Origin of the sequence: Chryseobacterium sp. Mn2064, assembly GCF_049319685.1 — a bacterium.
In the GTDB taxonomy this organism is placed as follows: Bacteria; Bacteroidota; Bacteroidia; order Flavobacteriales; family Weeksellaceae; genus Chryseobacterium.
In genome coordinates this window covers 1317209-1339842 of sequence record NZ_JBMOUE010000001.1, presented here as the reverse complement: position 1 = coordinate 1339842, position 22634 = coordinate 1317209, and the positions used below count along the sequence as shown (strand labels likewise).

Here is a 22634-nt window from a genome sequence, read left to right as displayed (position 1 = left end):
AACAAATTCTTGATTTAATTAAGAAATGCAGAGCTAAACGATGATGATAATGTAGTCATTGGTTGATTGGTTCCAGAAGTTATTCCCAGATTTGCCCATCTTAGCATTCTTACATACACATAGTATGACCCTTTTGGTACATTCAATACCCCTGATAGTGACACTTGAAATTGAGCTCCTCTAACTGATTCCTGTTGAATCAATGCTATTCCCGTAGCATAAAGAGTTTGATTGGTTGTTGTTGTAGCAGGAGTTCCTGCAGATGTAGGCTGTAGATATACTTCAGCTCTTAAATAAGGTACACCAGTTCCGGTACCTGCTTCATCCACTCCTAAAAGAAAATTCAGCCAAACCACTTTATCAGAAGGGGTATTTATTGTTACTAAAGTGTTAGGAACTAGCACCAAAGAAGTATCTGTAACATCGAACGAATCACCAACTATTGAACCCTGTGGGATAAAATAATTTCTTTTAGTTATTGTAGCTGATGCACCAGCTGGTATGCTTCCTGAACCTAATAATGTAAGTATCCAGGTTGCACCTGTAGTTTTTCCATTGCTTTTAAGAGTAGCTACATATCCTGCAGGAACTTCAATAGAGTTTGTGTTTGTTGTCTGAATATCAATATTCTCTGTTCCACTAGTTTGTACTGTAATTGTATTATTTGTACTTCCATTTCTTATTTCATAAATTCGACCCTCAAAATTACCTGTACCGGATATGGACGCAGGTAATGTTACTGTAATGTCTGATGTCCCTTTATAATCGAGATACTCATCATTAATAGTGGCTGTATAATTACCTGTAAGAAGTCTGTACTTAGTGGCTATAGAACCATTGATAGCTAGAGTACTTCCAGGAACAGTAGTATTAATACCTACTTGTCCAAAAAAATATGTTCCTACTACAAGAAACATTAATTGCAAAATCTTTTTTTTCATCAACTAGTATTTTTAAAATATTTCTGTCAAAAGTATATTTTATATCTAATTTTTAATAAAATTTCACAACCCATCAACTACTTTTTAAGCCACTTATTTAGTACTCTAAACCTTTTTTTTGTCTCAAAATCAGAATATTATGCAATGTGTTAAATTCTCTGTTTGTCTTTCATAAATGCAACAGCATCTACTTCTATCAGCATATTGTCTAATGCTAATTTGGGTACAGGAATTAAAGTACTTGCAGGAAACTGATCGTTCTTCCAAATTTTAGAAGCTTCTTCGGTCCATATTTTAAGTTTTTCCTGGTTATGATCTACAATCAGTATTGTAATTTTGAGAATATCTTTAGCTTCTAAATCATATTCCGCAAGTATGGTTTTCAGATTTTGCAGTGATGTTTTAACCTGGGTTCTAAAATCATTAGAAAGAACATGATGCAAACCCTCTCCTCCACTTTGGCCAGAAATAAATACATATTTCCCTTTGGTTTCAATTACTGTTGCAGAATGTGAAAAGGCAAATGGGGTTGGATCAAAAATTGTTTTTGGATTTTTGTGTAATACAGAATTCGTATTTTGCGATAAAGCCAGAAAGCCCAGTAAAAGGGCTGATAAATTGAATATAGATTTCATTGTTTTAAATAATTTAGGCAAACCTAAAGCTCTTAATTCTAAGAAGCCTATACATATGTTGATTGTATTTATTTAAAAATTCTTACTATCATCATATTATTCATAAAAAAACCGCTCTAAAAAGAGCGGTTGACTTTTAAACTTTAATGGGTCTGCTGATTAGCAAGTAGAACCACACTCTAGTAATTTGATGTGGATAACACCATTTACTACACACTGTGTTTGGCATAAAGCGTTAGTTACAACAGTGCTTACACCGCCAACTACTCCACCTACTGTAGATCCTACGCCGGAAACTACCCCTCCAACGATAGTACCTACACCACCTACTACACCACCTACTACTCCTCCTAGTCCACCTAGTAGACCTCCGATTGGATCTAATAATCCATTACCTGAAATAGCTTTTAATTCGTTTCTGTCTAATTTTTTTAAGTTTTTCATAACTATAATTTTATATGATTATTACATCACGAATATATGAATAATAACAATACAATTGCAAATTATTTTCAATAAATTAATTATATGTTTTTATTATTTAATATTTCATTAATATAAGTGTATTTTAGTCAAAATAATATTTTCACTTATATGTGATTGATTTACTAAATGTTAAAAATAATAATTCAATTTGAAAAATGTAGAGTTAATATTTTACACCAAATGTGGTTTATTTATGAGTATTTTTCAAATCGTTAAGAATAGATGAAATTTGTACCTGAAACGGATCACAAGGAATAAAAATAAGGGGGTAAAAAGCATTCAAAATCTATACTTTTTAAAGCAAATAAAAAAAGGAGGCTTAATTTCTTTATTTATTACAGTAAAACCTGCTCATATCATTGATAGGCAATATCAAATTTTGTATTTTTGCTGACATACTTTTATCAATGTCAATTTTTTCAAATAATATACGCTTCTTAAGAGCAGGGAGAAAACTCTCCCAACAAAATGTAGCCGATGAACTTACTATTTCCAGAGTTCGGTATTCTAAATACGAAAATGGAATATCAGAACCACCCATCGAGCTTCTGATCAAAATATCAAAATATTTCCATGTAAGTATAGACCTTCTTCTGTCTGTTGATATTCAAAAATATCCTATAGATGAAATGCTGAAGCTTCCGGATAACAGAATTGTTCTTCCAGTAGCTGTAGATAATCATGGAAATGATACCATAGAAATTATTCCTCAAAAAGCCTCTATGGGATATCTTGAAGGATACAGCGATGTAGAATATATTGAAAGTCTTCAGAGAATTGCCCTTCCCTTCCTTACGAATGGAAAATACAGAGCTTTTCCAGCTGACGGAGACTCTATGCCACCTTTCAGAAACGGGTCTTATATTGTAGGCAAATATGTAGAAGGCGTTAATGATCTGAAACCTGGAAAAACATATGTCTTTGTTACCTTGAATGATGGGATTACCTATAAAAGGTTTAAGGAAAGAAAAGATAATGCTATTAGTGTAAGTGCTGACAATTCATTCTATGAGCCTTATGATATTCCTTTTGAGGAAGTTGTGGAAATATGGCAATATGCTTCAGGTATTTTCCCGGAAGATTTTGAACCGGGAGATTATGAAAATTATAATTTCAAAGAAATGTTCCGTGAACTGAGACAGGACATTAGAGATTTGGATCGTAAAGTTTCTGTTCGCCGTCGCAAAGCTTAATACAAGCGTATAAAAATTGTACTAGCCAATCTATAATAATACAGCCGAACATATAAAAGCTCGGCTGTATTATTAAAAATTTAGAAAAACTGATAGGATAATGATAGCTGTATTTTCTTAAGGAATAACTACGATCTAATTTTTTTTCATTAAATGTCCTCTTCCGGAGGTCCCGGAAAAGGACACACCACTTTATCACCATCCAAATCACAATTATACTATAAATAAAGAAGCAATAGACTGTGCATCACTGCCACTTAAAATTTCATCATAAGCTGCCGAGCCTGCCGCCGCTCCAAATAAAGTTCCGGTATTATAACCCGCCTGGTTAATATTATCTTCACCAGCGTACACTGCATTGGTAGCTGAAGGCATATTTCCTCCATTAGCCAATTCTATCCATCCTTTATTAGCACGCATTCTTCTTACCTGTGAAGCATGCCTTGCCTCTACGGAATGGATCTGTAAAGCAGCCTGTAAAACTACTTTATTAGACATTACATTACCTGCCTGTCCTTTATAAGCTCTTACTCCTGTGTCTTCAAAAGCCTGAGCCAGTATAAGAAATTGATTATAATCTGTAAACGGAGAGAAATTACCATTGGCTGTAAAATCAAATGTAGGTTTTGCACCAGGAGTTACCCCTAATGAAGTAAGGGTGCTTTTCAGGAAATTAACATGAGCGGATTCGTGTTTTGAAATCTGCATAAAAACAGTTCGGTCTCCATTAGGAATAAGGCCTGCTTTAGAAAGTCCCATACTGTAATATTCATTCTCAAGGTATTCTAATACCAGTGCAAGTTGCAATGCGTCTGTGAGAGTACTTTTCAAGAAGTATGCAGTTGCTTTTGTATTTGTAGTTTCGGCTTTTGCAGGAGAGGACATCATAGTGCCCAGTCCAAGGGGAACCGATGCTATGGCTGCTTTTTTTCCAAATTCTGAAATACTGTGAAAAGAATCTGATCTGGAAGTTTTTTCAGTGAAAAACTTGTCATTAGAGAGTTTATCTAATAGTTTTAGGATATTCATAATATAAAATTTTGGTAGTGAATGATTAACTTATTCCTCTTTCTTTCCATGTGAAAGGAGTTTTTATGAATGCTCCGGCTGCCATAACAATATCTTTCGGTTCTTTGGCCAGATCAAGTCCGTTTGCATCAATAACGTCATCCCCTGAAAAATCAGCAGATCCTGGATTGATTAGGTTTCTGATGGCAGAAGCGTGTCTGGCTTCCACCGATACTATTTTTCCTGCAATAACAAGATAGTCGGGATTGGTAATATATTTCCCTGCGCCATTGTAAGCTGCAACTCCCGTATCTTCAAGCGCTTTTGATGTTGCTAATACAGAATTTCGATCATTGAAATTGACATTGGGATATTGAAATTCAAGCTTTGGAAGCACATTTTGGGTAGCAGAACTGATGGCTGCTTTGAAAAAATCACGGTGAACTACTTCATGATGATAAAGATCTGTAAAGATTTCTTTTTCAACACTTGATATTCCTGCGTAAAAATTGTTAACTACTTTTGTATAGAAGTCTGCTTCAAGCTGTTCAAGAGCATATGCATAGTTCAGTACTCCAACGTCTCCAGCTCCCAGATCAAAAACCGGGCTATCATTCATAATTTGGAAATCGTCGTTATCATTACAGCCGATAAGTGCCAAGCCTGCAATGGCTATTCCTACTCCACTCAGTTTCAGAAAATTTCTTCTGCCAGTATCAAGGGTTGCTCCCTGATTAGATACGTAAATTGTATTTTTCATAGTATTATTTTTAGTGATTGATTGAGTTTGAAGAATGAAAAACAGCATATTACTATGCTGTTTAACAACTAATTTTACTATGGCATCAAAACGGTGTCTATTACGTGGATTACTCCGTTAGACTGGTTTACGTCTGCGATAGTCACCTTTGCACTATTTCCTTTAGCATCTTTCACATACAAATTTTTGCCTTTTGTCCAGAATGTAAGATCTTCTCCTTCTACGGTTTTCATCATGCTTGTTCCTTTTCCTGCTGCTACTGCTGCCCAGATGTCTTTAGCACTGTATTTTCCGGCTAGTACATGATAGGTAAGTATTTTTGTAAGCATTGCCTTGTTTTCTGGTTTTACAAGATTTTCAACAGTTCCTTTTGGAAGTTTGGCAAATGCTGCATCTGTAGGAGCCAATACCGTGAAGGGGCCTGCTCCTTCCAAAGTACTTACCAGGCCTGCAGCTTTTACAGCGGCTACCAGCGTTTTGTGGTCTTTAGAATTCACTGCGTTTTCAATAATATTTTTGGAGGGATACATCGGAGCTCCTCCTACCATTACTGTTTTTTCTTTCATTGTTTGTGCTGTTACCTTCCCGCTAAAAGCGAATGACATGGTGATCATTGCTGCAACTGTGATTTTTGATAGTGTGTTCATTGCGTTAATTTTTTATTAGTAATTAATGTTTGTTCTTGATGTCATTTACGAAGCTGGTTTTATTTTAGATTGAAAAAAAAGAAAATAAATCATAAATAATTGATTATCAGCTTGTTTATTTTTAGTTCGAATTTTTTTGAAACCGATTTTTTAGAATATTTGAAAAGAAAAAGCTGAAAATATTTCATATTGATAATTCTATGAATGTTTTTTTAATACAATATTTGAAATAAAAGATTATTTATATTCTGTTGATGGTGTTATTTATTTTATTACATTTGGGTAGAAAAATAAAAGCTATTAAAACAACCTATTCTGAAGAGGAACTTATCGTTTTATTAAAAGAAAAAAACGAAAACGGTTTTCATTATCTGTATGATCACTACTCTGGTGCGTTATACGGAATCATTCTTCGAATCGTTCAGTCTAAAGAATATACAGAAGAAGTTATTCAGGATGTGTTTGTTAAAATCTGGAATTCTATTCATCAATATGATGCTTCCAAAGGGAGATTTTATACCTGGATGATTAATATTGCAAGGAATACGGCAATAGATTATCTGAAGTCGAAAGGATTTCAGAATCAACTTAAAAACCAATCACTTCCCGATTTCGTATATAATACTGCAGAACTTTCAACGACAAATCAATCCTCCGATTATATCGGGTTTAGTAATGTATTGGAAGGGCTTGAAGTAGACAAGCAGGAACTTATTGATCTTGCTTATTATCAGGGATATACCCAAAATGAAATATCCGAAAAACTGAAGATACCGCTGGGAACGGTAAAAACAAAGATGCGAAGTGCGCTGATGAAATTAAAGGATTTGCTAAAAGATTATCAATAAATTGAACACTAAAGAATACATATCATCCGGAATCATAGAATCTTATATTCTAGGCCATGCTTCTCCTGAAGAAGCTGGTATTTTGGAGTGTGTGATGAAGAATAATACTGAAGTAAAAGAAGCTGTAGAAGAAGCTCAGAAAACTTTGGAAAATCTTGCTACGGCTCAGGCTGTAACACCTCCAGATGATTTAAGATCAAAGATCTGGAATAAGATTCAGGAACAACAAACGGCGGAAGAACTTCAGCCGGTGATCGCTTTGGATATCCCTTCTGCCAAGCCTCAGGAGGAAACTAAAATTGAAGGAAAAAGTAATATCTGGAAAAATCTGGCTATTGCGGCTTCTGTTATATTGATTGCAAGTATTGCAGGAAATATGTTTTGGATGAAAGAAGAAGCTGAAAGAAAAATAGAAATTGCAGAAATGCATACCGAAAAGCAGGCCCAGGATATCGAAATGCAAAAAATGAATCAGAAAATAGGAATGTTTTCCAATCCTGATATGCAGATGGTAATGCTGAAGGGTGTCGAAAAGCATACAGACTCTAAAGCAATGGTATTTTGGGATAAAAAGACAAAAGATGTTTATCTGAGTGCCGAAAGTTTACCCAAAGCTCCTACCGGAATGCAGTATCAGCTCTGGGCAATAGCAGACGGAAAACCCGTGAGTGCAGGTCTATATTCGGAGAACAAAGACAGTTTGATCGTATTGGCGCAAGTTCCCCAAGCGCAGGCATTTGCTATAACCCTTGAAAAAGAAGGGGGAAGCAAAGAACCTACTATGGAGAATATGTATGTAATGGGAGGAGTTTAATTTCCAGCCATTTTCAATAGATCATAAAATTGTTGTATATTTAAGATATTTATAAATCAGAGATATAGACTTCAATTTTTGTTCCATCGTAAGTAAATGTTCCATCTTCGTGGTTCATTTTACCCAACGCATATTTCATGTTGACCGGAATGTCCCAGGCAGATCCTAATTTAAATCCGTTTACAGAACGAATTTCATTAATATTGCCTGTAGTAATAGCAGAATGAAAGAATGTTTTGTCTATAACCCTGTAAAATCCGATTGCTTTTCCTTTAGGAATCACAGAATATCCGTTCCATTTTTGACCTCCTAAATAGTTGAATTTATTGAGCCATCGTTGTCCTGTAGATTCTGCAAGTTCGGTTGGGCTGATCCTTGCTCCCCGCATATATAAAGCATAGGCAACCGCATCATGACATACTCCTGTATTGTATTTTGAAATACTTTCAGCGCCTGCAAGAAGTGCATTGGCAACTGTAGTTCTATCCGATAAATCGAGCTGGGCCTTTCTGGCTCCTTCTGGTGTTATGAATGACATATTAATAATTTTTTGGTGTATGTAAATATACCTTTTTTTAATTAAATGCCTACTCTATAACTTTATATGAATTTTAATTAACTGGTTTTTCTATAATTGAAAATTGCAAGACCATTTAAAACAAACGCAAATCCTATCAGATAAAAGAATTCATTTTTAACTTCAGAGAAATGGCTTCCTTTCAGTACAATCAATCGGACTACCTTAATAAAATGAGTAACAGGAGTGAAATTTGAAACCGTTCTTGCCCAATCCGGCATACTTTCCGTATTCGTGAAAAAACCACTCATCAACATGAATACCATCATAAAGAAATAAGCAATAAACATAGCCTGCAATTGGGTATCGGCAAAAGTGGAAATAAGTAATCCTAATCCTAGTAAAGCAATCAGATAAATGGCGGCAAACAGATAAAGCGTCAAAAGGCTTCCTTCCGGGAAGATACCGTAAATAATATACATCACAATCAGACCAATAGTAAAAACAATCATCCCGACAATCCAGAACGGAATAAGTTTTCCTAATATAAACTGCCACTTTTTTATAGGAGTTACATTAATTTGCTCTATCGTTCCTATTTCTTTCTCTTTTACAATATTTAAAGCGGTTATAAATCCTCCTATTAAAGTAAGCAACAACACCAAAATTCCCGGTACCATATAATATTTATACTCAGCTCTTATATTGTACCAATTGATGGTATCCGTACTTATTTTCGCTGTAGAGACGGTACTGTTTCCTTGTGGAGATTTAATATTGATGTCAAGATTATTATTAAAATCACTGATCACTGAAAGCAGATAACTTCCTCCTACAGAAGACTTCGTACCATTGATAGCATCTACGGAAAGATTGAGTTTCTGGCTTCCTTCCCGAACAAGATTTTTTTCAAATCCCTGTGGAATTTCAAGGACAAGATCTGCGGAACCTTCTTCAATCATTTTCAGTCCTTTTTTATAAGAATCGGGATTTCCGGTAAGCTTAAAATACCCTGATGAACCAATTTTATGAAGCAATTTCTGAGAATAGCTGCTATGGTCATGATCTACATAGGCCACATTAATATTTTTCACTTCAAAGTTGGCGGCCAGCGGCATAATAATCAGCTGTACTGTGGGCATTACGAACATCATGGCCAAGATCGTTTTGTCCCTGAATATCTGCCGGAATTCTTTCCTCAATATAAATATCATTATTTTCATGAAAGACGGATTTTAAATTTCTTTAAAGCAAGAGTTAGCAATACAACCGACATCCCCAATAAAACAAGTGTTTCTTTCCATACATAACTGAAATCAAGACCTTTCAACATCACTGCTTTCACAATATCATAATAATATCGGGAGGGTAATATTCTTGAAATTACCTGAAAAACCAAGGGCATATTCTCTACCGGAAACATAAAGCCTGTTAGCAGTAATGTGGGAAGCATCATCCCCATCATGGAAATCAGCATCGCTGTTTGCTGTGAATTGGTGACATTGGAAATCAGTAATCCTAATGAAAGGCAGGTGATGATAAAAAGAATACTTTCTGCAAATAGCAGTAGCAAACTTCCCCGAATTTCTACGTCCAGCAGATAGACAGAAAGAAAAAGGATAATAATAAAATTAACAAGAGAAAGCACCAGATAAGGGATAGCTTTAGCAATGAGCACCATAACCGGTTTGAATGGAGATACCAATAAAATTTCCATGGTTCCCATTTCTTTTTCCCGAACGACTGCGACAGATGTTAAGGCCGTACTTACAATCATAAATATCAAAGCAATAACTCCCGGGATGAAATTTAAAGATCCATTCTGATCGGCATTGTAAAGCTGTCTGAGCTCCGGAATAATCTGATAAGAAGGACGTACATTAGGATTAAGCTGCTGCTGATAATCTGCTATAATAGCATTGAGGTAATTGGTTAGTATTGTTGCAGTATTGGGATCTGAAGCATCTGCTATAATCTGAATTCTCGCCCCGTTATTGCTGTAAAGATCAGAACCAAAGCTGGTCGGAAAGATGACTGCACATTTAATATTTCCCTTTCTGAATTCTTTCTCGATATCAGGATAATTCAGTACAGGTTTTTGCATTTTAAAATAACGGCTGGTGGCTATCTTGGAAATAATCTGTTCCGATTGAACATCGTGAGCGTTATCCAATACCACAATACCAATATTTTTTACCTCGCTGCTCAAAGCATATCCGAAAAGAATGATTTGTACAATCGGCAAACCAAAGAGAATCAACAACGTTCTGCGATCCCGAAATACATGGTAAAATTCCTTTCTGATGAATACTAATAATTGTTTCATATTCTTTCCGTTTTGCTAGTCTCCTGATCTTTTAGCGCCTCTTGCCAATTCGTAAAATACTTCATCCATAGAATGAACATTGAACTGTTTTTTAAGACTGGCGGGGGTGTCTATTGCTTCTACTCTTCCGTCTACCATCACTGAAATCCGGTTACAATATTCCGCTTCATCCATATAATGGGTTGTTACAAAAACGGTAATTCCATCTGCGGCAGCCTGATATATCATGTCCCAGAACTGTCTTCTGGTGATAGGATCTACTCCTCCTGTAGGTTCATCAAGAAATACGATTTTAGGCCTGTGAAAAATGGCGACAGAAAAAGCAAGCTTCTGTTTCCAGCCCAGCGGTAATGCTCCTACCAGTTTTTTAGCTTCATTTTCCAATCCTAAAGTAGAAACCAGCTCATTGCTTCTCGTCTTTATATCTGAACGCGAAACGCCATATACCCCTCCATAAAATTCAATGTTTTCCAAAATGGTAAGGTTGTCATATAAAGAGAATTTCTGACTCATATAGCCAATATTCTTCTTAATCTGTTCCTGCTGTTTATAAACATTAAAACCCGCCACTGAGGCTGTTCCGGATGTAGGATAAGAAAGTCCGCACAAAATACGCATGGCAGTAGTTTTGCCTGCTCCGTTTGCTCCAAGAAACCCGAATATTTCTCCCTGATCTACCTCAAAAGAAATACGGTCCACCGCTTTGAAGTCTCCAAACTGTTTGGAAAGATCTTTACAGATAATTGCTTTAGATTCCATGGTATTTCTTTTATAGTGTTTGTTCCTGCATCAGTCTTATAAAGCTGTCTTCGATGTTGGGCGTAATTTTCATGACTTCCAGCTCTTCCGGATCGTATTGTAATGCGATATTTCTTACAGTCTGCTCATTTTCATCAGCCAATAAAGTAAGATGAAGGTATTCTCCAAAAGCATAGCAGCTTTCAACGGCTTTGTCTGACCGGAGATTCTCTAATAATTGATAGATATTTCTGCTTTTAACGGCAAAAAGAGTCTTGGGGAAATTATGAATAATAGTTTCCGGTTCATTGACTGACATTATTTTACCGTTTTGAATCAATGCTATTCGATCACAAAGTTTTGCCTCATCCATATACGGGGTAGAAACGATAATCGTAATTTCCTGCTGTTTGAGCTTGGCGAGCATTTCCCAGAATTCTTTCCTCGAAACTACGTCAACTCCTGTTGTAGGTTCATCTAAAAATAAGACTTCCGGTTTATGAATTAAAGCGCAGCATAACGCTAGTTTTTGCTTCATTCCACCAGATAGCTTGCCTGCCCTGCGGTTGCTGAATGGTTTAATCTGTTCATAAATATCTTTGATCAGGTCATAATTTTCTTCAATAGAAGTTTCAAAAATAGTGGCAAAGAAGTTCAGGTTTTCGGCTACGGTCAAATCCTGGTATAAAGAAAATTTCCCAGGCATATAACCTACCTTATTTCGGATGGTCTGATAATCTTTTACAACATCGTGTCCTTCCACACTTGCCGTTCCGCTGTCGGCGAGAATGAGAGTGGTTAAAATACGGAACAACGATGTTTTTCCAGCTCCGTCTGGGCCAATAAGACCAAACAGTTCCCCTTTTTTTACATCAAAAGAAACATCATCCACCGCTTTTACGCCGTTATAGGTTTTGATAATATTTTGTACTGTAACAGAGTGCATTTTCGATCCTTGAATTTTATATTTCAGAAATAAATCTGTGCATTTTTTCTATTTGAATAAGGTTTCCCCGTACATTCCTATCTTTAAATAGCCATCATTTTTGACTTTTACTTTAATGGCATACACCAGGTTAGCTCTTTCATCTTTAGTCTGAATAGTTTTTGGGGAAAACTCAGATTTTTCAGAAATCCAAACGATGGTTCCCGGATACTCTTTAAATCCTTTCTCTCCCTGGTCAATCCTTACTTTTACCTGCTGATTAAGCTTGATTTGTGGCAGTTGGGTTCCTGTGATATAAGCTTTTAAATCTAAACTGCTGACATCTGCAATCTTATACAGCGGTTTTCCAATCACCTGCATTTCTCCTTTTAAGGCATAATTAACCAATACAGTTCCGTTAATGGGATTGATAATCGTTCCTTTATCAATCTGCTCCTGAAACTGGGCTGCCGTTTTTTCCAAAGGAGCCTTTTCGCTTAAGACACTGCGGTTTTGGGTACTGTTGTTGGAGTTATTCACAGAAAGTTGTTGCCTCGTTACAGAGATCTGCTTTTTCAGCTGTACAATGGCCGCATCTATATCATCCAATTGCTTGCGTGTTGCTGCATCAGATTTTACCAGATTAGCGGTTCTTGTTCTTTCATGAAGCTGCTGATCCAGTTGTGCTTCCTGTACTGCCAATTGCTTTTTTACCAGCAGATCCTGTTCATTGGTATTGCTTGTTTTTTCGTGAAGGGCTTTAATGGTAGCTTCTGTTTGTTCTTTTTGCAATGTTGCCATTTTAACATCAATCTGCCCTACTGTTGCGCCTGCTTTAAGTTGGACTCCTTCCTGTATCGAATAGGCTATTAATTCTCCATTTTGTTGCGCTGAAACAATAACTTCGTCTGCTTCAAAGTTTCCCGATGCATCAAAATTGTCTTTTTGTTGACATCCTGCCAGCAGAATAAAAGTGCTTATGGTAATGATAATTTTTTTCATGGGATTGATGGATTATTAATTTCCGGATATGAATTTCTGATTATATTTTGCCTGTAGCAGTTGAATGTGATGAAGAATCCTCATCTGGGCAGCAAGATGTTCGGCATTAAGTTTCTGAATGTATTCGTGAGTGGTAATCACACCATTAGCCAGCTGAGCTTCTGCAGATTTTGTAACAGATTGGCGTAAAGCAATTACCGTTTTATCCTGTTCAAGCAATTCATTATACTTTCTAATCCCTTCTTCCTGTTGAGCCAGGTCCATTTTAGTGTTGAGTAAAAATGTTTCCTGATCTGCGTCGGTTGCTTTTCGGTTAAGTTCCAGGATTTCTTTTTTAGAAGAAAAAGTATATAAGCTTTCCAGTGACCAGCTGAATCTAACTCCGGTCACGAACCATGGCCCAAATTTATTTTCAATGATATTAAGAGTAGGCCTGCCATACGCTCCCTGGAAAAAAGCACTTACTTTAGGCATGAAATCAGATGTAAGCTGTTCTTTCTGAAGTGTATAAACAGATTTTTGAAGTTCAAAAACTTTCAGCTCCGGTCGGTTTATTTCTGAAGCTAAGATCTCCTGATCAGGAACTTCAAGCTCTGACGAGTCTGATACATTTCTGCCAATAAATAAGGAGAGCATTTTAAGATAGGCTGCCCGATTGGAAGTATATTCTGTTCCTTCCATATCGGTGTTTACAACTTCGGCTTTAAGCTCATCAACATTACTTCGGAATGCAGTTCCATATTTCAAGGATGCTTCCGCTTTTTGAACCTGGGTCTGGAGGCTATTCTTTTTAATTGCATTTTGCTTTAACTGCTCGTCCAACAGAAGGATTGAGAAAAAGAGGGTGTTAATTCTTTGCTTTAATGCGTAAAGACTGGTTTCTATGTTCTGGGTCTGCAGTTCCGTATTGGCTTTTGTAAGTTCTTTCTGATTGTGAATGATTCCTCCATCATACAATAATTGATCTATTTCACCTTGAATTTTATACTGATCTTTGCTTAATGAAGGCAATGATGTGCTTATAGGAAGCACTCCCAAAGCATCAGAAAAATTAATAGTTTGTGATTGATAAGAAGCCTGTCCTGAAAAGGAAATTTGTGGCAAATAGTTTTTGTTGGCATTTTCTATGGTATAATCTTTTGTTTTTGAGATTATACCAAGCTTTCTAACCATAGGATAGTTTTCTTTCGAAAGACGATAACATTCTTCGAGAGTCAGCTTTACCGATTGAGCCTGTAAGGAAATAATAGGCGTTCCGCTCAAAAATACGATGGCAAGCCAGTGTATATTAAAATTTCTATACATAAGAATTGATAATTTGAAGTTAAAAATCAATTGCAGGGTTTATTTAAATCATTTACTGTTCGATTTAAAATTATTCTGCTACCATCATCGCTTTTACCCAGATAGGGATCTTTTTTTTGCGTTCCAACATAAGGCTTTCAAACTCTTTGTCATTCAGTTGACTGCTTCCCAGAAGCATAGGTTTGGCAATAAAAGGAAAAACTGTAAGACCTAATATATTGATGAGAAAATGCAGTGGGTTGGGTTCGCTCATCTCCCCTTTCTGTACAGATTCCTGATATTGTTTCAAAAACTCAGAAGTTTGTATGACTTCTTTTAAAGGAATTTTTTGCAGTAAAAGATCTGGATTATTGCGAAGCTCACTAATGATAAAGGTCGGAATTTCCGGTTCTTTAATGATAAGATCAATGTACCGCTCTACAACCTGTTCTACCTTTTCATCAAGAGTGGTTTCCTTACTGTTCAGTACCATCATCAAATTTTGAAAAAAACCTGTCATAGTTTCTATCATAATCATTTCAAACAGTTTTGCTTTGCTTCGGAAATAATAATTGAGCAATGCCAGATTGATTCCTGCTTCTTCCGCAATATCTCTCGTTCGGGTTGCTGCAAATCCTTTTTTATAAAATACAGTACGGGCAGCATTTTTAATTTTTTCTTCCGTACTGGCATCTATTTTTTTCATTCCCTTTTCAATTTCTTCTACAAATATAAAAACAATTTCCAAAAGTTAATCAATTATTTTAATCATTTGATTAAATTTTAAAACAGCTTTAAATCAATGTCATATAATATTTCATTTATCAAATAGAAAAGAAAAACAGAGCGAATAATATCCGCTCTGTTTCAAAAAATCTGTTAAAAATGTATAATGTGTTTAAAAAATGTGTCTTTTATATTTGAGTTGCTTTCAGCATCAGATAATGCAGATCTGTATTTTTTACAAAAGGCTGCAAAAGCTCACTGCCGGGACCAAAAGCGGCCACTTCAACATAATCTCCTGAATGATCCATACTGATCCACCCTACAGAATTATGTTTTTTCTGAATCTCTGAATATATTTTGAAAGGAAGTTTTTTATAGTTGTACAGTCCTTCCTCCTTTTCCAGCCCGTTATAGAAACTTAGTAAGTGCTTAGCTTCATCATCAGTCAGAGTAATTTTATTTCCTGTATAAATCCAATCCTTAATATCTTTCATAGAAAAATCCTTGTGGATGTTATTGAGAAGATATTCATTGGTATATTGGTAATCTGAAATACTGTTAAAGCCTTTCGTAGCATCACTTCCATAAATGGTTCCCGGATTGGCATTTCCATGATCTGTAGTGATGATCACCAAGGTATTTCCGTCTTTTTCCGCAAAATCGATGGCTGTTTTCACCGCTTCATCAAAAGCCAGCTGATCGTGAATAAGTGCTGCTACATCATTGGCGTGAGCCGACCAATCTACCTTTCCCCCTTCTACCTGAAGTACAAAACCATTGGAATGATCTTTCAACTGATCAATGGCTGTTTTGGTCATTTCCGCTAGAGTTGGAGTTTCCTTAAACTCAGCAAGAGTTGCTCTGTCTATAGAATAGGGCAAAGCTCCGGTATTGAAAATTCCGAGAGTTTTTGATTTCTGGGTTGTATTTTTTAGATCATGGCTGTTTTTGAGGATTTGATATCCTTTTTTCTTATAAACAGCGTACAGATCTTTTTTATCTTCCCTTTTTTCCGGGTTAAAGAACTCATCCCCTCCGCCCATAAGTACATCAATTTCAAGATCTGCATACATCTCTGCGATCTGTGGTTCTGCATTTCTTTGAGCTGAATTAACGCAAAAACCTGCCGGTGTAGCATGAGTAATGGTTACAGTCGTTACACAACCCGCTTTTTTACCTGCCTTTTTGAATTTTTGCCATATAGGAACATGCTTCTCTCCATTAGCTCCCATGTTCAATACACCATTCTTTACTCTTATTCCTCCTCCAAAAGCAGAACTCGCTGCAGCAGAATCAGTCACAATAGAACTGGCCGAAGCAGTATCCATAAGTGCTCGTGAAACTTTTTTATCATGATAAAGATTCATCCAGTTACTCCCTTTCCCTAAAATATTTCTGGCATACAGATCTGCCATAGAAAGAGTCCCGAGACTCATTCCGTCACTGACCATAAATATGATATTTTTTGCTTTTCCAGCTGTATTTAAGTTGGCTTTTTCTTTAGAGCTGAATAACTCAAAAGGAGATATAGTTAATACTCCGGAAAGCAATGCTGAACCTTTTAGAAATTTTCTTCTATCCATTTTATTACAAAATATGATGCAAGTTATTTTATTTATTTAATTATCGAAACATTGTTGCATTAATTAAAAGTTAACTTTATATATTGCTGGGAAACGGATCCTGAAAAGTACGTTCCTGTTTAAAAAAATCTTTTTCATAATCGCTGATAAGACATTTCTGAAGGTCTTCTTCTATCTGATCTTTATCCAGATTCTGTCCGATAAAGACAAGCTCATTGACGCGGTCTCCCCAATCTTTATCCCATCTGCTTTCTATAAAATCCTGATTTTCTATGAAAGAAGCATATTGTGCTCTTTGACTCATTGGCATACTGCACCACCAAACTCCAGCTTTTTCAAGACGGAAAGAACCTCCTGCCTGTGAGAAATTGAGAGCATCATTGGGGCGGGAAGCCAGCCAGAATAAACCTTTAGCCCGGAATATGCCTTCAGGATAGTTTTCATTGAGGTATTTCCAGAGCCTGGTAGGATGAAATGGTCTTTTGTGTCTGAAAACCATAGAACCAATGCCATATTCTTCTGTTTCAGGAGTATGAGTTTCTCCCTGCAGTTCTTTCTGCCATCCTGCCGAAGCCTGGGCTTTATCAAAATCAAAGAGCTTGGTATTGATAATTTCCCCGATATCTACCTGACTAAATTCTGAATGCAGAATCTTGGCTTCAGGATTTAATTTATATATGGCTGATTGCAAGAATCCCAATGTTTCGTGATCTACAAGGTCTGTTTTGTTTAGAATAATGACGTTTGCAAATTCAATCTGATCAGTCAAGAGATTAACAATAGTTCTGTAATCTCCTTCCATATCAGTAAGTTCACGGTCCATCAGAAGCTCACTTGAACCAAAATCTTTCATGAAATTGAAACAATCCACCACCGTTACCATGGTATCTACATAGCTGAAACGGGAAAGATCAATCCCACTTTCCTCATCTATATAGGAAAAGGTTTGCGCTACAGGAACCGGCTCGCTGATTCCGGTACTTTCAATCAGGAGATAATCGAAGCGATTCTCTTGAGCCAAACGCTCTACTTCTTCCATCAAATCTTCCCTAAGCGTGCAGCAAATACATCCATTGCTCATTTCTACCAGTTTTTCTTCCGTTCGGGAAAGTGTATTCTGATTTTCAACTAAGCGGGCATCAATATTGATTTCACTCATGTCATTAACAATTACAGCGACCTTTAATCCTTCTTTATTGTGGAGGATATGATTCAGCAAAGTGGTTTTTCCGGCTCCCAGAAAACCGCTCAATACTGTTACAGGAAGTTTAGTCATATCTTTAAAAATTAGTGTTTATGATTTTTGAAATTGATAATGTGACCTGTTATAAGGCCTGCCGCTCCTAGATAGATTAAGGGAATATGTACCTCAAATATTAAATCTGCCAATACGGAGATCAATATTAGGCCTATAGAAATCCAGAATAGGCACTTCAGCCAACGACTGGATATTTGTTTGGTGATTCTGAAAACCACAACAGCCCCAACGAGCAAAAAAGCAAAGTCTATATAAGGATTGTGAGAGATTCCCAAAGGAATAATCATAAGCAATGGAAAAACAATACAGTGAATGAGGCATAAAACTGCCGCAGAAATTCCTATGGTGTCTAATATTTTTGATTTCATTAAAGGATGGGATTTAAATTTGTTATCGTAACTTTGTTGCAAAAGTATACATTAATTTTCAAATAACGCAACTTTGTTGCATTAAAAAATGAAACAAGTAAGAAATACGCACGCAAAAACTGAAATTTTAAACCTGATTAACGAATCTGAGGTTGCACTTACCCACTCTGATATTCAGAAGAAACTAGGAGATTTGTGCAATAGAGTTACTATTTACAGGGTTCTGGAAAGACTTGAAAATGAAGGCGCTATTCACAAAATTGTAAATATAGACGGAGTGGTTAATTTTGCTAAATGTATCGGGAAATGTACAAGTGAACAACATTTTCATAACCATGTGCATTTTAACTGTAAAGAATGTCATTCTGTGACCTGTATTGAAAATGCTATTCCGGAAATTAGTTTACCAGAACATTTTATTGCTCAGGAATACAATTTTATCATCAGTGGTATTTGCCCTAAATGTGCAGTATCACAATAAAGGAAAGAAATTCTTATCTATAAAAAATCCCTCCAAAGTTGGAAGGATTATTATTAGATGATCTGAATACCAGTATTTCTGAAAGGTTCAAGTTCCGGATCGTTGGAATCCAGATCTGTGATCAGACTTTCGATATCATGAATGTTGCATACTTTAAAAGCTTCTGTGCGGCGCAGTTTATTTCGGTTGGCTAAAGCAATTATCCTTTTGGACGCTTGAGCCATTGCTTTTTTCGTTTCTCCATCGGGAATGGCGGTGGCGGAAATTCCAAAATCTACATCAATGGCACAGGTTCCCATGATAAAAAGGTCGGCAATGTACTGAGAGGCTTCATTACAGGTGGTTGTTCCTATCGTTACAGCCAAATCATGATGGTATATCCCGCCAAGCATGACCAATTCAATGTTCTTAAATTTACTAAGAATGGCAGGCAATGAATAATTATTGGTAATAATTCTCAGTTTTATGTCCAAAGGCATATAATTAGTAACAGCGCATACGGTTGTTCCTCCATCCATAAAAACAGTCATACCATCTTTTAAAAATTGCTGGGTTTTAAGGGCAATAATATCTTTTTCCTTGGTTAGAAACGACTGTCTGTCCTGAAAAGATAACGGATCTTTTTCCCGCAACATCGCACCGCCTCTTACTTTTGATAATAATCCGTTCCGGTGCAGAGTATCAATATCTCTTCGGATGGTATCTTCAGACACGTGAAGTAATAGGGCAAGTTCTTCAAATTTAACCTTATTCTTCTCTTTTAACTGGCTAATGATAGTCTCGAAACGTTCTTCTTTTAACATGATCGTTTATGATTTCCTGAGTTTATAAATAACAGCAACTGCAATAAACAGCAAAGCTATGGTTTCAAAAGCTATTGTCAAAGAAAAATGATGAGCAATAAAACCTAGTAATGCCGGCCCCGCAAGCTGCCCTGCATATCCCATCGTCGTAATCACCGGAATGGTAACAGTAGGTGACAATCCAGGGATCTTTCCTCCTACACTGAAAAAGACAGGAACAATATTAGCCGCTCCCATTCCAAGGAAAATAAACCCTGTAAGAGACAAAATCAACCATGGACTGAAGGTCAGAATAAAGATACCCAAAGAAGCCAGAATACTTCCCCCAATTACCACCGTTTTTCCGCTGAATTTACTTACAATAGAATCTCCGGTAAGCCTCATAACAGCCATGGCCACCGAAAAAGAAGCGTATCCGATTCCTGAGAATTCAGGATCAATATTTTTATTATCTCTTAAAAAGATAGCGCTCCAGTCCAACATCGCTCCTTCTGAAAGAAAAACAATAAAACACATCAGGCCTAACAATAAAACACTCGAATTGAACCACTGAAAACGACTGGAAACCGCTTTTTCTTCATCTACATGAGAAAACTTCATGATGATTTCTTTCTCTGTTGAATAATTAAACAGATTTCTATACTGAAAGATTAATAATAAGATAAGCAATATAGAAATGGTAATCGCTGCATGAATAGGATTCAGTCCCATTTTAATTAAAAATCCTAACCCCAAAGATCCAAACAGCCCACCAACACTGAATAAACCGTGTAATGAAGACATAATCGGTTTTCCATAACTGTTCTGTACCTGAACTCCATGAGCATTCATCGCAACATCTATCCCTCCTATGCTGCATCCAAAAGCAAAAAGTACAAGTGCCATAAGATAAATATTGGAAATAATCAGTAAACAAGGAAGTAATAAAGCAGCAAATAAAACACTGCCCATAATTACTTTTCTGGTTCCCAATTTACTGATGAAAACTCCTGTCAATGGCATTGTTACCAATGCTCCCAACCCTAATGAAAGGAGTAACAGCCCTAAATCTGCTTCATTCAGTCCTAATCTGTCTTTAGCCAAAGGAACCATCGGTGCCCAGCTCGCTATTCCTAATCCACAAATCAGAAATATAAATTGGGTAGCTCTTTTAGCATGAACAGTTTTTTTGTCGATCATAATTAATTATTTTATTTTGCAATATTATGCAAATTTGCATAATATTGCAAAATAAAATTTAAAAATAAGAATTGAAATGAACATTAAAATTGACCATTATGCGATTTGGTGTAACGATTTAGAATTGATGAAAACATTCTATATCAATTATTTTGGAATGAACAGTAATAAGAAATATGTAAACCCCGCCAAAAAGTATGAATCCTATTTTCTGACTTTTTCAGATGATTCCACAGCGAGATTAGAGCTCATGAAACGACCGGATATTCCCGAAAACAAAAATATCCGGGGTTTTATGAAAGGATATGCGCATATTGCTTTTTCAGTGGGAAGTAAAGATACGGTAGATCATCTTACGGAAAAGCTCCGTCACGATGGTTATAAAGTTGTTGGTGAACCCAGAATTACAGGAGACGGATATTATGAAAGTGTCATAGAAGATCTTGAAGGGAATTGGATTGAAATTACAGTATAAGAAAATAAAAGGAGTCAGAAGGAGAAAAAAAATCATTTTTTCTTTGAAAAACAGTGGAAAATAAACAGTTTCATCTTCTTTATTGTTATTCAGAATCGGTATAAATACTGCCCTATTGATAGCATTACGTTGGGAAAAGTAAATAAAAATATTAATTTTATCGCCCGATTAAAGAAAAAGACTAATTATGCCGACTGACGCTTCTCATAAGCTGATCCCGATGACCACCTTCGTCATTGAATATTATTCACATGAAGGATATGCCGATCTTCAAATTTTAAATTTGATGAATAATTATGCCAATTTTCTAAAAAAGAGCCTTACATTGGGAATGTTTGTTCCTGTAGATTCTCAGGGAAACATCCTTAAAGAACCCAAAAATTATGCTTCATGGAAATCTTTGGAACATAATAACGGGAAAAGAACAGATATCGTAGGATTTGAAGAATATACAGAATATCAGAAGGCAGAACTGCAATGTATGTTTGAAGGCTTTAAAGTAGATTATAACGGATATTCAAAAGTAAGAATTACAGCGTCTTATGATCCTTCCATAGAATTATCTTTTAATAAAAACGATCTGCTTCCTGCAGGTTTTCAGGATGTAGAGTCGCTTACTGTTTTTGACGATATCTATTTAACATCCAGTGCTTTGAAAGCAATTGGCGTGAAAATATAGATCGGAAAAGATCCCAATTACTAATAGAAAAATCATTTTATAATGAACTGCGAATGCACAAATATTTTGTATTTGTGCATTTGTGGTAATGAATTATAAGCTACCATTAGCTCTCTTTTTAAACTCAGAAGGAGATATTTGCTGATATCCTTTAAATATTTTATTGAAATGACTTGCATCATTGAAACCCAGTTTATCTGCAATTTCACTGATGTTATAATGACTCTGGAGAAGAAGTTTTTCGGCCACCTTTATTTTATGTTGCATGATGTGTTGCTGTATAGAAAATCCTGTCTGCTTCTTGATATAAATACTGACATAATTAGGAGAAAGCATACATTCTTTTGCCAGGTTTTCAATCTTCATTTTTTCAGCATCCAATACATTTACATTAATATAATAGAGTATTTTTTCGATCCTGCTCAGATTTTTGGTGACCCAATTCTTAGCGGAAACATTGTGCATCGTATTTCTGATCAGAATGGTAAAAATACCCGCAAAAAGATCAGCTGTTATTTCTTTATTATAGGTATTCTTATGGCTGAATTCGTACAATAGAATGCGTGCCAGCTGCAAAAGATGTACTCTATCAGCTGTATTTTTAATAACAGATTCATATACAAATGAATGGTCTTCCATCAGAAGCTGAATCGTTTTTTTTAATTCATTTTTTGTATTCGCAAGAAGGTTTTCCCATAAATAAAGCTCTGTGAATTTTATATAAATGAAACGGGTTTTGTTTTTGATGGTAAACTCATGAGCATCACTGGGTCTTAGCAAAAAAGCATCTCCCTTTTTATAAGGAAATGTAATATTGTTGAGATGGTGAACTCCTTTTCCCTTTTCGATAATGATGAGTTCATAGAAATTATGATTGTGATACTCAATATCCCAATTTTCTTTTTCAACACTGAAAACATTAAAAGAATTAAAATTCACTATTCGTTTCATAATAGAA

At 35.9% G+C, this 22634-nt stretch carries 26 protein-coding genes; 6 read left to right on the top strand and 20 right to left on the bottom strand.

The annotated features are described in order from the left end of the window. Window positions 1–14: 14 nt before the first annotated feature. The 3 genes from ACL9RH_RS05865 to ACL9RH_RS05855 form a co-directional block, all read right to left on the bottom strand. The gene (locus ACL9RH_RS05865) at window positions 15–917 is read right to left on the bottom strand and encodes a hypothetical protein (protein WP_422692406.1); all 903 of its coding nucleotides are present in this window, start codon (window positions 915–917) and stop codon (window positions 15–17) included. 173 nt (window positions 918–1090) lie between these two features. Further along, complete coding sequence (locus ACL9RH_RS05860; RefSeq protein ID WP_422692405.1) at window positions 1091–1576, bottom strand: RidA family protein; 486 nt, start codon at window positions 1574–1576, stop codon at window positions 1091–1093. A gap of 159 nt (window positions 1577–1735) precedes the next feature. Then, the gene (locus tag ACL9RH_RS05855) at window positions 1736–2020 is read right to left on the bottom strand and encodes a bacteriocin-like protein (RefSeq protein ID WP_413930155.1); all 285 of its coding nucleotides are present in this window, start codon (window positions 2018–2020) and stop codon (window positions 1736–1738) included. A 449-nt stretch (window positions 2021–2469) separates the two neighbouring features. Between ACL9RH_RS05855 and ACL9RH_RS05850 the strand changes: the two genes are divergently transcribed. After that, window positions 2470–3255, top strand: a complete 786-nt coding sequence (locus ACL9RH_RS05850; RefSeq protein ID WP_422692404.1) for an XRE family transcriptional regulator — start codon at window positions 2470–2472, stop codon at window positions 3253–3255. 213 nt (window positions 3256–3468) lie between these two features. Here ACL9RH_RS05850 and ACL9RH_RS05845 read toward each other — a convergent pair whose 3' ends face one another. From ACL9RH_RS05845 to ACL9RH_RS05835, 3 genes are all read right to left on the bottom strand, one after another. Beyond that, complete coding sequence (locus ACL9RH_RS05845; protein WP_422692403.1) at window positions 3469–4284, bottom strand: ferritin-like domain-containing protein; 816 nt, start codon at window positions 4282–4284, stop codon at window positions 3469–3471. A gap of 25 nt (window positions 4285–4309) precedes the next feature. After that, window positions 4310–5023, bottom strand: a complete 714-nt coding sequence (locus tag ACL9RH_RS05840) for a ferritin-like domain-containing protein (protein ID WP_422692402.1) — start codon at window positions 5021–5023, stop codon at window positions 4310–4312. Between the two features lie 77 nt (window positions 5024–5100). Beyond that, window positions 5101–5670 carry a fasciclin domain-containing protein gene (locus ACL9RH_RS05835; RefSeq protein ID WP_422692401.1) on the bottom strand — a complete coding sequence of 190 codons (570 nt, stop codon included), beginning with the start codon at window positions 5668–5670 and terminating at the stop codon, window positions 5101–5103. A gap of 254 nt (window positions 5671–5924) precedes the next feature. Between ACL9RH_RS05835 and ACL9RH_RS05830 the strand changes: the two genes are divergently transcribed. Together ACL9RH_RS05830 and ACL9RH_RS05825 are read left to right on the top strand one after the other, a co-directional pair. Next, a complete protein-coding gene (locus ACL9RH_RS05830) occupies window positions 5925–6518 on the top strand; it encodes an RNA polymerase sigma factor (protein WP_422692400.1) in 594 nt (197 codons plus the stop codon). A gap of 1 nt (window position 6519) precedes the next feature. Then, window positions 6520–7332 carry an anti-sigma factor gene (locus ACL9RH_RS05825; protein ID WP_422692399.1) on the top strand — a complete coding sequence of 271 codons (813 nt, stop codon included), beginning with the start codon at window positions 6520–6522 and terminating at the stop codon, window positions 7330–7332. A 49-nt stretch (window positions 7333–7381) separates the two neighbouring features. On the opposite strand, the gene ACL9RH_RS05820 is transcribed toward ACL9RH_RS05825, so the two are convergent. The 11 genes from ACL9RH_RS05820 to ACL9RH_RS05770 form a co-directional block, all read right to left on the bottom strand. After that, window positions 7382–7870, bottom strand: a complete 489-nt coding sequence (locus ACL9RH_RS05820; RefSeq protein ID WP_422692398.1) for a hypothetical protein — start codon at window positions 7868–7870, stop codon at window positions 7382–7384. Between the two features lie 77 nt (window positions 7871–7947). After that, a complete protein-coding gene (locus ACL9RH_RS05815) occupies window positions 7948–9072 on the bottom strand; it encodes an ABC transporter permease (protein WP_422692397.1) in 1125 nt (374 codons plus the stop codon). Continuing rightward, complete coding sequence (locus ACL9RH_RS05810) at window positions 9069–10175, bottom strand: ABC transporter permease (RefSeq protein WP_422692396.1); 1107 nt, start codon at window positions 10173–10175, stop codon at window positions 9069–9071. Before ACL9RH_RS05810 ends, ACL9RH_RS05815 begins: the two co-directional genes overlap by 4 nt. Before the next feature lie 15 nt (window positions 10176–10190). Next, the gene (locus tag ACL9RH_RS05805) at window positions 10191–10934 is read right to left on the bottom strand and encodes an ABC transporter ATP-binding protein (protein WP_422692395.1); all 744 of its coding nucleotides are present in this window, start codon (window positions 10932–10934) and stop codon (window positions 10191–10193) included. Between the two features lie 10 nt (window positions 10935–10944). Continuing rightward, window positions 10945–11859, bottom strand: a complete 915-nt coding sequence (locus ACL9RH_RS05800) for an ABC transporter ATP-binding protein (protein WP_422692394.1) — start codon at window positions 11857–11859, stop codon at window positions 10945–10947. A gap of 48 nt (window positions 11860–11907) precedes the next feature. Further along, window positions 11908–12840 (bottom strand): HlyD family secretion protein, encoded by a 933-nt coding sequence (locus tag ACL9RH_RS05795; protein ID WP_422692393.1) that lies wholly within the window; start codon window positions 12838–12840, stop codon window positions 11908–11910. Window positions 12841–12855: 15 nt separating this feature from the next. Further along, window positions 12856–14145 (bottom strand): TolC family protein, encoded by a 1290-nt coding sequence (locus tag ACL9RH_RS05790; protein ID WP_422692392.1) that lies wholly within the window; start codon window positions 14143–14145, stop codon window positions 12856–12858. Window positions 14146–14215: 70 nt separating this feature from the next. Beyond that, a complete protein-coding gene (locus tag ACL9RH_RS05785) occupies window positions 14216–14830 on the bottom strand; it encodes a TetR/AcrR family transcriptional regulator (RefSeq protein ID WP_422692391.1) in 615 nt (204 codons plus the stop codon). Window positions 14831–15038: 208 nt separating this feature from the next. Further along, on the bottom strand, window positions 15039–16433 hold the full coding sequence (locus tag ACL9RH_RS05780) for an alkaline phosphatase (RefSeq protein WP_422692390.1): 1395 nt from the start codon (window positions 16431–16433) through the stop codon (window positions 15039–15041). 76 nt (window positions 16434–16509) lie between these two features. After that, the gene (locus ACL9RH_RS05775; protein ID WP_422692389.1) at window positions 16510–17709 is read right to left on the bottom strand and encodes a GTP-binding protein; all 1200 of its coding nucleotides are present in this window, start codon (window positions 17707–17709) and stop codon (window positions 16510–16512) included. Between the two features lie 11 nt (window positions 17710–17720). After that, the gene (locus ACL9RH_RS05770) at window positions 17721–18059 is read right to left on the bottom strand and encodes a MerC domain-containing protein (RefSeq protein ID WP_422692388.1); all 339 of its coding nucleotides are present in this window, start codon (window positions 18057–18059) and stop codon (window positions 17721–17723) included. 88 nt (window positions 18060–18147) lie between these two features. On the opposite strand from ACL9RH_RS05770, the gene ACL9RH_RS05765 reads away from it, so the two are divergent. Next, entirely contained in the window at window positions 18148–18540 is a 393-nt protein-coding gene (locus ACL9RH_RS05765; protein ID WP_422692387.1) for a Fur family transcriptional regulator, read from the top strand. Window positions 18541–18593: 53 nt separating this feature from the next. On the opposite strand, the gene ACL9RH_RS05760 is transcribed toward ACL9RH_RS05765, so the two are convergent. Together ACL9RH_RS05760 and ACL9RH_RS05755 are read right to left on the bottom strand one after the other, a co-directional pair. Beyond that, window positions 18594–19343, bottom strand: coding sequence for a DeoR/GlpR family DNA-binding transcription regulator (locus ACL9RH_RS05760; RefSeq protein WP_422692386.1), 750 nt, complete (start codon window positions 19341–19343; stop codon window positions 18594–18596). Window positions 19344–19349: 6 nt separating this feature from the next. Next, complete coding sequence (locus ACL9RH_RS05755; RefSeq protein ID WP_422692385.1) at window positions 19350–20522, bottom strand: MFS transporter; 1173 nt, start codon at window positions 20520–20522, stop codon at window positions 19350–19352. A gap of 76 nt (window positions 20523–20598) precedes the next feature. Between ACL9RH_RS05755 and ACL9RH_RS05750 the strand changes: the two genes are divergently transcribed. Together ACL9RH_RS05750 and ACL9RH_RS05745 are read left to right on the top strand one after the other, a co-directional pair. Further along, the gene (locus ACL9RH_RS05750; RefSeq protein ID WP_422692384.1) at window positions 20599–20997 is read left to right on the top strand and encodes a VOC family protein; all 399 of its coding nucleotides are present in this window, start codon (window positions 20599–20601) and stop codon (window positions 20995–20997) included. A gap of 187 nt (window positions 20998–21184) precedes the next feature. Further along, entirely contained in the window at window positions 21185–21676 is a 492-nt protein-coding gene (locus tag ACL9RH_RS05745) for a hypothetical protein (RefSeq protein WP_422692383.1), read from the top strand. A 93-nt stretch (window positions 21677–21769) separates the two neighbouring features. Here ACL9RH_RS05745 and ACL9RH_RS05740 read toward each other — a convergent pair whose 3' ends face one another. Further along, window positions 21770–22627 (bottom strand): AraC family transcriptional regulator, encoded by an 858-nt coding sequence (locus ACL9RH_RS05740; protein ID WP_422692382.1) that lies wholly within the window; start codon window positions 22625–22627, stop codon window positions 21770–21772. Window positions 22628–22634: the final 7 nt, after the last annotated feature.

Excerpts from the sequence above, each read along its gene's own strand:
- ACL9RH_RS05760 (WP_422692386.1), bottom strand. The coding sequence starts at position 19,343 with ATGTTAAAAGAAGAACGTTTCGAGACTATCATTAGCCAGTTAAAAGAG.
- ACL9RH_RS05805 (WP_422692395.1), bottom strand. The coding sequence starts at position 10,934 with ATGGAATCTAAAGCAATTATCTGTAAAGATCTTTCCAAACAGTTTGGA.
- ACL9RH_RS05855 (WP_413930155.1), bottom strand. The coding sequence starts at position 2,020 with ATGAAAAACTTAAAAAAATTAGACAGAAACGAATTAAAAGCTATTTCA.
- ACL9RH_RS05865 (WP_422692406.1), bottom strand. The coding sequence starts at position 917 with ATGTTTCTTGTAGTAGGAACATATTTTTTTGGACAAGTAGGTATTAAT.
- ACL9RH_RS05785 (WP_422692391.1), bottom strand. The coding sequence starts at position 14,830 with ATGAAAAAAATAGATGCCAGTACGGAAGAAAAAATTAAAAATGCTGCC.
- ACL9RH_RS05745 (WP_422692383.1), top strand. The coding sequence starts at position 21,185 with ATGCCGACTGACGCTTCTCATAAGCTGATCCCGATGACCACCTTCGTC.
- ACL9RH_RS05850 (WP_422692404.1), top strand. The coding sequence starts at position 2,470 with ATGTCAATTTTTTCAAATAATATACGCTTCTTAAGAGCAGGGAGAAAA.
- ACL9RH_RS05780 (WP_422692390.1), bottom strand. The coding sequence starts at position 16,433 with ATGGATAGAAGAAAATTTCTAAAAGGTTCAGCATTGCTTTCCGGAGTA.
- ACL9RH_RS05795 (WP_422692393.1), bottom strand. The coding sequence starts at position 12,840 with ATGAAAAAAATTATCATTACCATAAGCACTTTTATTCTGCTGGCAGGA.
- ACL9RH_RS05840 (WP_422692402.1), bottom strand. The coding sequence starts at position 5,023 with ATGAAAAATACAATTTACGTATCTAATCAGGGAGCAACCCTTGATACT.
- ACL9RH_RS05820 (WP_422692398.1), bottom strand. The coding sequence starts at position 7,870 with ATGTCATTCATAACACCAGAAGGAGCCAGAAAGGCCCAGCTCGATTTA.
- ACL9RH_RS05860 (WP_422692405.1), bottom strand. The coding sequence starts at position 1,576 with ATGAAATCTATATTCAATTTATCAGCCCTTTTACTGGGCTTTCTGGCT.
- ACL9RH_RS05775 (WP_422692389.1), bottom strand. The coding sequence starts at position 17,709 with ATGACTAAACTTCCTGTAACAGTATTGAGCGGTTTTCTGGGAGCCGGA.
- ACL9RH_RS05755 (WP_422692385.1), bottom strand. The coding sequence starts at position 20,522 with ATGATCGACAAAAAAACTGTTCATGCTAAAAGAGCTACCCAATTTATA.
- ACL9RH_RS05765 (WP_422692387.1), top strand. The coding sequence starts at position 18,148 with ATGAAACAAGTAAGAAATACGCACGCAAAAACTGAAATTTTAAACCTG.
- ACL9RH_RS05800 (WP_422692394.1), bottom strand. The coding sequence starts at position 11,859 with ATGCACTCTGTTACAGTACAAAATATTATCAAAACCTATAACGGCGTA.
- ACL9RH_RS05770 (WP_422692388.1), bottom strand. The coding sequence starts at position 18,059 with ATGAAATCAAAAATATTAGACACCATAGGAATTTCTGCGGCAGTTTTA.
- ACL9RH_RS05750 (WP_422692384.1), top strand. The coding sequence starts at position 20,599 with ATGAACATTAAAATTGACCATTATGCGATTTGGTGTAACGATTTAGAA.
- ACL9RH_RS05790 (WP_422692392.1), bottom strand. The coding sequence starts at position 14,145 with ATGTATAGAAATTTTAATATACACTGGCTTGCCATCGTATTTTTGAGC.
- ACL9RH_RS05815 (WP_422692397.1), bottom strand. The coding sequence starts at position 9,072 with ATGAAAATAATGATATTTATATTGAGGAAAGAATTCCGGCAGATATTC.
- ACL9RH_RS05835 (WP_422692401.1), bottom strand. The coding sequence starts at position 5,670 with ATGAACACACTATCAAAAATCACAGTTGCAGCAATGATCACCATGTCA.
- ACL9RH_RS05830 (WP_422692400.1), top strand. The coding sequence starts at position 5,925 with ATGGTGTTATTTATTTTATTACATTTGGGTAGAAAAATAAAAGCTATT.
- ACL9RH_RS05740 (WP_422692382.1), bottom strand. The coding sequence starts at position 22,627 with ATGAAACGAATAGTGAATTTTAATTCTTTTAATGTTTTCAGTGTTGAA.
- ACL9RH_RS05810 (WP_422692396.1), bottom strand. The coding sequence starts at position 10,175 with ATGAAACAATTATTAGTATTCATCAGAAAGGAATTTTACCATGTATTT.
- ACL9RH_RS05845 (WP_422692403.1), bottom strand. The coding sequence starts at position 4,284 with ATGAATATCCTAAAACTATTAGATAAACTCTCTAATGACAAGTTTTTC.